Genomic DNA, 11261 nt, shown 5'->3' with positions numbered 1-11261 from the left:
TTTGTGGTAAAATAGAGGGATTAACTGAGATTTTCCTCGGCCAAAAATGCCTGTAGGCGCTGGAGAATGCCCTCTAGCTGCTGCACCAACTCCATCCCACCGTGGAGGCAATTGTTTTTCCCCTGATGTTCCAGTTGCTTGGCGAGATCGGGCATGGTCAGAATCGCCACGGTGGCACTGGCCCCTTTGAGTTGATGCGCGCGATGAGCGAGCATCTGGCAATTTTCGGTAGCGATCGCGGTTTTCATCTCTTCTACATAAACTCTCGCATCCTCGTAGAAGGTTTCTAGCAATTCCCGGGCAAATTCTGTATCCCCTCGGGCAATATGATGCAGTCGGTTTAAATCCACCGGCACCTCATCCTCGGAGGCGGGGGATTGGGCGGCGGGGCGATCGGGCGCATCCATCGGGCGATCGCCATCTCCTTCCCGCCCATCGCTTTCCTCCGTGGGGGCGTTTTTCCCCACGATGCGATCGCTCCAGCGCTGCAAAAGTTCGGCCAAACGATCCAACTCAATCGGTTTGCTGATATAATCATCCATGCCGGTAGCCAAACACTTTTCTCGATCGCCTTTGAGGGCATTTGCCGTCATGGCAATCACAATGGTATGGCGGGATTCAGCTTCGCGATCGCGCAGGGTTTGAGTGGCTTTATAACCATCCAGCACCGGCATCAAACAATCCATCAGCACGATATCGTAGTCCCTCTCGGCGAGGCGATCGAGTGCCTCTCGCCCATGACTGACACAATCGGCATTATATCCCAAAACTTGCAATTGATTTAAAATGACTTTTTGATTGATTGGGGTATCTTCCACTAACAAAATCGATACCTTCGCCGAGGGGGGGCGATCGGGGAGTGGGAAGGAAGAGAGATTCCCGGTGGGGGAAGGGATTTGTGCCAAACTCTCGCCGTGAACGGAATTTATCAAACTTTCATAAAGGCGAGATACTTTCAGCGGTTTGAGTAAATACCCCGTCGCCCCTTGTTCTAGGAGGCGTTTGAGTTTTTCGTGCTGTTGGATCGACACCATGACAATCCACTTCGTCGCGGATAAACTGGGGTCGAAACGAATCAGTTGTACCAGGATTTCCCCCTGCAATTCGGGATTGACTAAATCGATCAGGGCGAAATGATAAGGCGTACCGCATTCCGCCGCATTTCGCAAAGTGGAGATTGCCCCTTGCACGGTAGAATAGCGATCGCACTGCATTTTCCAGGCGGTGCAATAGCGGGAGATCGACTCGGAAGTGATGCTGCGATCGTCAAACAACAACACTCGCAACCCCGTCAACACATTCGCCGAATCTGCCATCGTCTCGCAAGCATTCAACTGCTTTTCCAAGGTTGCGGTAAACCAAAATTGCGACCCTTCTCCCAAGGTACTTTCTACTCCAATTTCTCCCCCCATCAAACTCACCAACTGCTTGCAAATGGCTAACCCCAAACCGGTGCCGCCATACTGACGAGTGGTGGAGGCATCCAGTTGGGAAAAAGACTGAAACAATTTATCTCGGTCTTCTGCAGCAATGCCAATGCCCGTATCCCGGACTTCCACATAAATGGTGGCAGTGGTATCGGTTTGCGAGTGCAGTGCGGCGCGCACCACTACTTCCCCCGTTTCCGTGAATTTGAGGGCATTTCCCGTTAGATTCATCAATACCTGACGCAGGCGAGTCGGGTCGCCTTTGAGCAAAATCGGCAGGTCATGTTCCACAAAGCCAAACAGTTCTAGTCCCTTGTTTTCGGCTTGGTGAACCAGCAAATCTACCACTTCTTCCACACAGCGATTTAAGTCAAATTCCACCGATTCCAACCGCATTTCCCCGGCTTCGAGTTTGGAAAAGTCGAGGATATCGTTAATCAGAATCAGGAGATTTTGGCCGCTGACGCGCAGGGTGCGAACGAATTCTTGTTGTCGCTCGTCGAGGGAGGTTTGTAAGAGTAAATCAGTCATGCCAATCACGCCATTCATGGGGGTACGAATTTCGTGACTCATGTTGGCGAGAAATTGAGATTTCATCCGCGAAGCTTGCAAGGCTTGTTCTCTGGCGGCGACTAATTCATTAATCACCTGGGCAACCATCGCGATGCCACCCACATTGCCTTCGGCTTTATACCAAGGTTGGATCGTCCAGTTTAAGTATAAAATCGTGCCATCGGATAACTGGAATCTATCCTCGGGATTGGAAATGACTTCCCCTTGCATGGCGCGCCGGAACATCGCTTGATACTCTTCCGACAAATCGGGGAAAATTTCGTAATGCGATCGCCCAATTAGAGAGCGATCCGCGAGATTATAATCCCGCAACCACCGTTCGCTGTGGGCGATATAGCGCATTTCGGGATCGAACATTGCCATCGCCACTGGGGCATTGGTAATAATTTGGCGCAACTGCTGTCGTTCCCGTTCTCGCACTTGCTCGATGGACTTGCGATCGCTAATATCGTGAATCGTACCGGAAATTCCGCAATAGGTGCGATCGGCAGACCAGATGGCGCGCCGTTGCACTTCCATCCAGCGGTAGCCCCCGCTTTTGGTTAAATAGCGAACCTCCTCGCGGATATCCCCTTGCAACCCCGCCAACATTGCTTGACAATTCTCGACGCACACCGGGCGATCGTCGGGATGGACGAACTCCAGATAATGTTTCCCGAAGCTTTCTGCGGGGGTAAACCCGGTGATTTGGGTCCAGGCGGGATTGAGAAAGCTCCAATTGCCGCGATCGTCGGTTTGGAAAATCACTTCTTTCAGGGTGTCTACCAGGGAGCGATATTTGTTCTCGCTGGCTAACAATGCAGCTTCGGCGCGTTTGCGTTCGGTGATGTCGCGCTGTACCGTGGCAAAACACATCGGTTCGCCGCTGTCGAGGTGCCGCACGAGAAAGACGCTGGTTTGCATGTGGATGAGGCGATCGCTTTGCAGGTGACGCAGTTGGGTTTCTCCCTGCCAATGGCCGGTTTTTCGCACGCTGGGAATCACCGTATTGCGATATTGCACCCAAGTCTCGGGAGAGAGAAAACGGGAGATGGGAGTGGCGAGGACCTCCGGGGCGCTGTCGAGTCCCACCAATTCTCGACCGGCTTGGTTGATATAAAACATCAATCCGTCTAGGGTGGTCATGCCGATAAAGTCGGTGCTGTTTTCTACCAGGGCGACGAACTTCTGTCGTTCTGCCTCGGCGGCGGCCCGATCGCGCGATTCCATTGCCAGGGAAGTCATATACGCCAGATAACTGGCAAAGTTCTGCTCTTCCAGTTTCCAGACCCGGCGATCGCCCACCTGTTCGTGACAGATAACCCCCACGGTCCGTCCCCCCAGTTGAATGGGCACATCTAATAGGGAGACGATGCCGAATTGTCGAAAGTAAGGGGAGGCCAGTTCCCGGGTGCGGGCATCTCCCTCGGCGTCATCAGCGGCGATTAAGCGCTCGCGTTCCAGGGCGCGGAAATAATTCGGATAGTCGGCTACGGCGATTTCCATGCCCTGGGAATGTTGCTGCTTGCTGTGTTGGTACAAGTCGGCGCAGCAGAGTTTGGCGCGATCGCTGTCATACAGCCAAACGCTGACCCGCTCCACATTTAACGTCTCTGCCGCTATGTGAGTCATTTCTCGCAAAGTTTCTCTCACATTACCGCCGTACGCCCACTCACTTTGCGCTAGCTGCAAAAGCGCGGAATGCTGCTTTCTCAGGCGGGTTTCGCGCTCTCGCTGCAAGGCCACGGCTTCTAGGCGTTCTCGGTCTACGGCGATCGCAGTGGCGGCAGCGCGGAGTAAATCGATTTCCAACTCATCCCACAGGCGATCGCGGCTGCAGTTCGCCCAGGCGATCGCCCCAAACAATTCCCCCCTCACCAGCAAAGGTAAAATTAACATCGACTCGATCCCCCGAGCTTGCAAACACTCCCGTTCGCTGGGGGGAAATTCCCTCCGGATACCGACCACAATTTCCCCGTTGCGAAGTTCGTGCCGCCAGCGGGGAAACAACCCCGACTCGGGCAGGTTGGGCAACTCGGGCGGCTGGGACAAGGGCAAGGGGCGATCGCCACACCACCGGGCATGCTGTGTCATCTGTGGGGAACCTGCCGCCTCTGCATCCGGTTGGAATATGCCGATCCAATCCGCACCGGCAGCTTCGGTTAAGGGGGCGAGAATCTCCCCGTAGTCGATGTCGAGTCCGTGATGCGCCAGTAAGCGCCGTTGCACTTCCACCAAGGCGGCAAGAAACCGTTCCCGTTTGGCAATCTGGGCTTGTGCCTGTTGTCGGTGGGCAATTTCTGCTTGCAGGGAGGCGTTGGCTTGTTGGAGCTCGGCGGTGCGATCGCTCACTCTCACTTCCAGGTCGTCGTTGGCGCGTCGCAAGGCGTCTTCTGCCCATTTTCGTTGCAGTTCGGCAGCCGCGCGGGCCGCAAAAACCCGGATAATGTCGCGATCTCGCTCCTCTAGCTCCAACGACTGCCGGTCCATGACGATCAAATTGCCGATAACCTGCTCGGCGCTATCGAACAAGGGCACGCCGAAGTAGCCTTCCACTCCCCAATTCTCCAGTCGGGTAAGGTTGGGAAATTGTTGAGTGAGGCGATCGCGCAAGTAATAGGGTTTCCCGGCGGCGATAACCTGCTGGCAAGGGCTTCCCTCTAACCCATATTCGCTATTTTCTTCTAGGCGATCGCCCCGCCACAGGGCCAGGGTTCGCAAGCGATCTGCCGATTCGCCCACGGTTTCTGAGACCACCACGTAGGGCACTTCTAAGGCAATGGCTAAGTGCCGCACTAAGACGGGGAAAAATTCTTCTCCCGTGACGGAAGCGGTTCCGGCAACAATGTTCTGCACCGCTTGTTCCGCTTGCACGCGATCGGTGATGTCGTGCATCGCGACCACTGCCCCGAGTTTCTCGCCGCGCTCATCTACGATCGGCTGCCCGCTTGCCTGCAAGATTCGCTTTTTGCCCCCTTTCGGGGCGATGACCAGTTCTTGGTTGCGAAGGTGCTGCCCCTCGAAGGCGCGATATAAGGGATTCTGTTCCTTGGGCATCACGGTTTTGCCGTCGGGCAAATACCAATTCGGGTTCTCCTCCCATCCTTCGTTGGAAATTGGGGCGTTTTCTGTGCTTTGAAAGTCTCGGGTGGCTCGATTAAATAGGGTGGGAATTCCTCGGGCATCACAGGCAATGATGCTATCTTGCAGGTTGTCGAGCAATGCGTTTAAAAATTTCCGTTCTTTGTTTAGGGCGGCTTCGGTTTGTTTCCGTTCGGCAATTTCGGTTTCTAATTGTTGGATGGTTTGTTTCAGTTGATGGGTTTGCACTTCCACTCTCTGGGTCAGTTCGGCATTCATTTGCGCGATCGCCGCGCGATCGCGCTGCCGTTGCGTTATGTCTCTGCCCACATACACTCTGGCTCTTTCTGCTTCGATGTCGCTGTCAATGATGGCATTGGAAAAAGCTACGATAATCTCGCTTCCGGTTTTGGTGGTGACCGTTACTTCTATCTCTTTTTCTGGGGTTTCTCTGCTCGTTTCTTCGGTTTCTCCCCCAGTGGCTTCGGCGGCAACTCGGGCGCGATCGGGAATGATTTTTTGAATCGATTCTCCAATTAATTCGGATTTTTTATAGTCGAACAAACTCACGGCAGCCGCATTCACTTGTTGGATGATTCCGGCTGGATTGCAGACTAAAAATGCTTCGGCAGTGGATTGAAATATTTTTTCTAAATAAGCGTTGGCACGGTTCAGTTCGTGTAATAATAAATAGGCTTCGTTTTCTCGCTGGACTAGGGTTTGTCTCAGCTCCATTCTTTCGGTGGCTTCTTCAAAGAAAAGGAACAATTTATCGGCTAATTCTCCCGATTCTGCATCGGCGATCGCCCAAAAATCGAAAAAATACGGATGCGTGATATCCGTGCTGCGATCGATGCCTTCTATTTTAAAGCTTTCTTGTCTCCCTTCGAGAATGTCAATAAAGGTTTCTTCTACGCCAATGAATTCGGGAAATCCCAGGCGCACATCTGCTCCAACTTCTACGCTTTCGGGCACTTCCCCAAAGCTATGCACCCCGGCGGATTTCTCGAGAATATTTAACGAGCAATCTACCACGAGGTACTCTAGCTGGCGGGGGGCTAAAAGTTTTTTTAAGAGTGAATTCATCCTCGTTTGTCCCTTTTTTATTCGGTGTTTATCCCTGAGTTTAAGGCTGTTCGGTTTGCTCTTTTTGGCAACGATTGACACAGCACTGCGCGATCGGCTCTAATCTAAATGCAGTAGGGTGGGCTGACGCCCACCCTACCATCTTAAACCCCGAATTCCCCGGGCGCGGATGACGCGAACTCCCTTAACCCACCTACGGCTTAGCTCAGTCGCACTCGGGTTTAGCGAATCATTCGGGCGGCTAATTCGTGGAAAATTTCATCCACATGCACCCCGGTTTTGGCAGAGGTGCTGTAGGTTGCCAACACGCGCTCTTTGGCGGTGGGAAGGCTATCAATGACCTCTTTCGATAAGTCATTGAGTTTGGCTATCTTGTCTTCTTCCACTAAATCGGATTTGTTCAAAGCAACAATGACCGATCCTTTGGCATTCACGGATGAAAATAGTTTGATATGTTCCGGGAGTCTTTCTAGGGTCTCCTGGCGGGTGAGATCCGCAACCACTAAGGCCCCGCTGGCTCCTTGCAGGTAGGAGGGGGCGATCGCTTTAAATTTGGTATGCCCTTCTAAGTCCCAAATTAGCAACTGCACTGTCACGATTTCCGTGGTGTTAACCCGTTCCACTTCAACGGTTTTTCGCGAAATTTTCACCCCCACTGTCGAAAGATATTGGTCGCTAAATTCTCGTTCGATAAATCGGCGAATCAGGCTGGTTTTTCCCACCCCGAAATCCCCGATCATGCACATTTTTTTAGAAATTGCAGCCATAGTTATTGACTTTCCTCCCCTGATGGGATAGGTTCAAATAATACGACGCGACCGAGCAAATGCGGTTGATGAGCTTCTACATCGTTGGGTGGCTTCGGATTCGCGATCGCTTCGAGTCGCTTCGGATCGACGCCTTGCTTCACCAAGGCGTCGCGTACCGTTGTCGCTCGTTTTAAGGCGAGTCTTTCATTCACTTTTGCCTTGCCGGTGCGATCGCTATGACCGATGATGCGAATCTTTTTCTCGGGATATTGTTGCAAAAACTCCCGCAGAGACCCCAAACTCTCTTCATACCCGGGATTTAACTCAGCCGAACCACTCGCAAAATAGATCCGCGTCCGAATGTTTAGCGGATCGAGCTTTATTGTATTCACCACCGATTTGACTCCCGGAATCTTCTCGAAAGCTTGGGTAATTTTATTCGCATCTTCCATCTCCATTACCGTTCCAGTAACGGTGACTTTTCGATTGCGATAGGCACTCGAAATCGAAACTCCGTCCATTTGATTTAACAGCGCATTCACTCGTTCCACTTCTCCGCTGACTAATACCGGATCCGGTGGCACCTCCACGGGGATAATTTGATTGTCGAGCTTTCGGTTAGGAACCACTTCTGAGATAACAGCACTGGCTTTTTCGCGCATTTCCCGGTTGGGTAGCTTCCCGCTTAGGGTCACGGTGTTTCCCTCGGTTTTGACATCGAGGGGATATATGGCGAGTTCCGGGGTTGAATTTAACGCTAACTCTACTTTTTTACTGATATTACGGTTCACCGCATTTTGATACTGAAATATTCCGAACGGAATGCAAATTAAACTCAGCAGCAGTACCGTCACTCCCACCAGCGCATAAGGTTTCGGCTTCGGTTTTTCCCCCTCGATTTCCATCAACCGCTCGATGAGCTGGTGAATTGGCAATGGTACGGACTCCGGATCGCCATCAAATTGCTCGATGGGTTCGCCATAGTCGAGGATTAGGGTGCTGACGGTTTGCCGCATTTTTTTGATAAATTTCGGCGGCGGGTCTCCTTTCACCACCACGGCTAAATAACAGTATCCGCCCACCTCGAGGATGATTTTTGAATCGCCATATTCGATTTCGTTCAGTTCGGAAACTTCTCCCGGTTGCACGATGCAGTCATTCACAAAGCTGCGAATTGCCGTGAGCATCCCGGCGACCATTTCGGATTCCAGTCGGTAGCTGCCGATTTGTTGTTGTTCGGCGATGACTAATCCGGAGGCTTTGTGAATTAAAAAGATGGCTTGAATGACAAATGGCACCGAATCGCGCAAGATGAGTTCGGCTTCGGATACCCCTTGCATTTTGGCGCGGATCTTGCGCTGCACCCCTTCCATGCTTAAGGCATTGGAGACTTTTTCGTTGATGGAATTAATCACTTCTACCATGTATTTGGAAATGGTGTTACCAATGACCGGGTAGAGTGCGTCCACCATTGCGTCGCGTTCCAGGCGAATTTGTTCTTTAATGGTGCGCCCCATTTCGGGGGCTAATACTTGGGAGATGGCATTGCGATCGAGTCGGATTTGCTCTTTTATGGCGATCGCCATTTCTGGCGCGATCGCTTTGGCCACATCTTCGGGATATTCTGTAATTTGACGGGCGATCGCTGTGGGAAGTACGGAGGCGATCGCTTCGCTCATTGCCCCTTTATCCTGTCGCGATCGGTTTTTAATCACTTCATCGATAATCGGTACCAGCGCCTCGGATACTTCATCTTTCGACTCGGCAATTTTGCGGCTAAGAATTTCGGCTATCCAGGGTTTGAGTAAATCGATTAATTCTTGCGGTTCGTAAATTTGATGTTCTAACGTTTGCAAGTTTCGGTCGATTTTTCCCAGCAGTTCGCGCAAACCGGGCAAATCCGACTCGCTCAATAAATTTTTCAGTTGATTGATTTCTGCGATTTTTGAACCGAGCAACAGGTGTTGCAAGTTCTCCATCGGATCCTCGGATAATTCCGCATTCTCCGTGGCGGGTTCGGTTTTTTCTCTTGCTTCTTCTTGCGGATTGTCTTCTCCTACAATCAGGGATGCTAATTGCTCGAATCCCGCCAGTACCGTATCCGCCTCTTCCTGCAATTGCTGATTATCTTGCGCGATTGTTTCTAGGGACTCTTCTTTGGGTGTGGGGGAACGCACTTCCGACTCTGGATTCGGGCAAGTTTCCCCCCGTTTTTCATCCCGTGGAAGGGAAGAATTCCCGATGGCGATCGCCGAGTTTACATCATCCCCGGTTCCTCCTTCCGAAGTCGGTTCGCTTTCGTCCTCTATCCCATCGGTTCTCAACCTTTCCCCAGAACCATCCTCCTTTAATCCCTCTAAATCCTCCGCCTTATCTTCGGCTACAAAATTGGGGGAGTGCTTCCCCGAAGCTTCCAGCCGTTCGTGTTCCACCGCGATGGTTTTCCAACCGCCGTCGATATTGACCAGATGATGTTTGGGCTTTTCTAGTCTTTTGTCCCAGAATAAATCTCTGGTTTCGCCCCGTTGCTTCGACTCGCTTTTTTCTGCGGCTAAGTCGGTTTTTTCCGTAGATTTTTCGGCGGCTTTTGATTGGGTTTCGCCCTCTGGCGGCGCGGCGATCGCATCCACCAACAGCTCCCGCAACGCTTCGATCGGATCTGTGCTTTTCCGAGGCGGTTGCTTTACTGGTTCGGAAACTACCCCTTCTTTTTCATTATTAACTTGAACGGTACTTTCATTTGATAAATCCATTTGATGCCCCCTTCAAATGTTATTAAACTGCTAGTAGACACCCTGATGCAAATTTCCTTAGATTCCTCTCGGAACCCATTTCCCAATTCAGCGTCCCCCGCTCAATTTGGTTGTTACTTCCCTGCTAGCAGTATCCTCGTCATGCGGATGGGTTTTCCTCTACCCTTCCTTCACACTTTGGTGACTTTTTCTCCCTGGTGCATCCCACTAGAGGTGAGTTAGTCTTCTCCATCATTATTGGGTTGCTGGGGTAACAGCAAATCGGCTGACATCTGCGTTTCTGCCACTTCCCGCAGTTCCGGCGCAAATTCTGTACCTTTCAATCTCATGCCAATTTCAAACAAAATTTCCGCCATATCGTCTCGCGCCACTTTAACCTCTTTAAGGCTAGAAAATCGGCGATCGATTTCTTCAAACACCTGTTCGCGTAAATTATGAATATCTTCTTGAGAACTTTCTCGGTTTTCTATCAATTGTTCCCGCAGAGATTTGGTTTGGTTGTCCAAAGACTCGTCCAACGATTCAATCGTCTTGGAGAGCTTGACTTTCGTGCGCTCGATTTGTTGGCGCACGTCCATCAGTTCTTCTTGGGTATTCAGATTGAGGGACTTGAGTTTCTTCTCTAGGGATTCTATGGCTCCGCGCAGTTCGGTCGCCGCCAGTCCCTTCACTTCATCCAGGCGATCGCGCATTTCCTGCTGCACCATCGACATATTGGATTCTAGTTGTTCCAGTCGATGATTGTAGTCTCTCATCTGCGAGCCGACAATAATCTCGCGAATCTGGTCGATATTCCCCAGCCTTTCGCGCATTTCTTCTCGCGTAATTTCACTCATGTGAAGCACCTCCGATTGAACGCTTGATTTTGATGCATACCAGTCAAATCCTACCGCTTTTTCAGCCAGTTGACCATCAAACTTCCGCAATTTTACGGAGGTGATGAATCGGCGGAGTCTCCAGTCCCTCCTACACCCGGGCTTGACATGACCATTGGCTGGGGTCATACTGATGAGATTAAGCGTGGTAAATCTCTAGTACGGTTCTCTCGCCACAGTAGAACAGTTGCCGGGAGAAAAACACTTTCTGCGGTGGAAACTTATCAAAGATTTACATGATTCAAATCTCCCCCAACCCCGATCGCAGACCCTTGCATGACTCCTACCCCTTCCCCAGAATGCCGATTGTGAATCGGGGGTGGTGAACCCACGGGGAAGACCAGGAAAGAAGGAACGGAAAGCATCAATTCAGCGAAGGCAAAACCAAAGCGGGCGGGACATGCCCTTGCAATCGGAAAAAGCCAGTTTCAGGCAAGCGTTTCGCAAAAACCCTCTCCCCTCCGCCAGTTCGGTGCGATGTGAAATAAGGATAACCCGTATTTTACTCCGTTTTGGGTTCCAGGACAAGACCCTCGCGCTTCAGCGTCTTTATCGGCGATCCACTGGGATTTTCCATCCTTATTCCTCCCCCTTCAACCTCCCCACCCGCCAACGCCGAACCCTCAACTGCCTGGAATCGAATGGTTAAAATAAGGTAGCAGGTGCGATTCGTTCCCGCAAAAGTGGAGGGTAAATGCCCGAAGCGTAAGCGGGGCAAGGAACACAGCCCCTAAAGGC

Annotated in this window: 4 protein-coding genes; all 4 read right to left on the bottom strand. The window is 51.5% G+C overall.

Annotated elements, in window-relative coordinates:
• Positions 1-20 precede the first annotated feature (20 nt).
• The 4 genes from LKK83_RS11685 to LKK83_RS11670 all read right to left on the bottom strand — a co-directional run bounded on the left by LKK83_RS11685 (position 21) and on the right by LKK83_RS11670 (position 10484).
• The gene (locus LKK83_RS11685) at positions 21-6146 is read right to left on the bottom strand and encodes a PAS domain S-box protein (protein ID WP_324631297.1); all 6126 of its coding nucleotides are present in this window, start codon (positions 6144-6146) and stop codon (positions 21-23) included.
• Between the two features lie 221 nt (positions 6147-6367).
• On the bottom strand, positions 6368-6913 hold the full coding sequence (locus LKK83_RS11680) for a Rab family GTPase (protein WP_324631296.1): 546 nt from the start codon (positions 6911-6913) through the stop codon (positions 6368-6370).
• A gap of 2 nt (positions 6914-6915) precedes the next feature.
• A complete protein-coding gene (locus LKK83_RS11675) occupies positions 6916-9648 on the bottom strand; it encodes an OmpA family protein (protein ID WP_324631295.1) in 2733 nt (910 codons plus the stop codon).
• A gap of 218 nt (positions 9649-9866) precedes the next feature.
• Complete coding sequence (locus LKK83_RS11670) at positions 9867-10484, bottom strand: hypothetical protein (RefSeq protein ID WP_324631294.1); 618 nt, start codon at positions 10482-10484, stop codon at positions 9867-9869.
• Positions 10485-11261: the final 777 nt, after the last annotated feature.

The sequence above is a fragment of the Phormidium sp. CCY1219 genome (assembly GCF_035615515.1).
Lineage (GTDB): Bacteria > Cyanobacteriota > Cyanobacteriia > Cyanobacteriales > Laspinemataceae > CCY1219.
The sequence above is the reverse complement of the archived record's forward strand: the minus strand, read 5'-3'. Positions and strand labels throughout refer to the sequence as shown.

Coding starts and splice junctions, on each gene's coding strand:
- LKK83_RS11685 (WP_324631297.1), bottom strand. CDS start 6,146: ATGAATTCACTCTTAAAAAAACTTTTAGCCCCCCGCCAGCTAGAGTAC.
- LKK83_RS11680 (WP_324631296.1), bottom strand. CDS start 6,913: ATGGCTGCAATTTCTAAAAAAATGTGCATGATCGGGGATTTCGGGGTG.
- LKK83_RS11670 (WP_324631294.1), bottom strand. CDS start 10,484: ATGAGTGAAATTACGCGAGAAGAAATGCGCGAAAGGCTGGGGAATATC.
- LKK83_RS11675 (WP_324631295.1), bottom strand. CDS start 9,648: ATGGATTTATCAAATGAAAGTACCGTTCAAGTTAATAATGAAAAAGAA.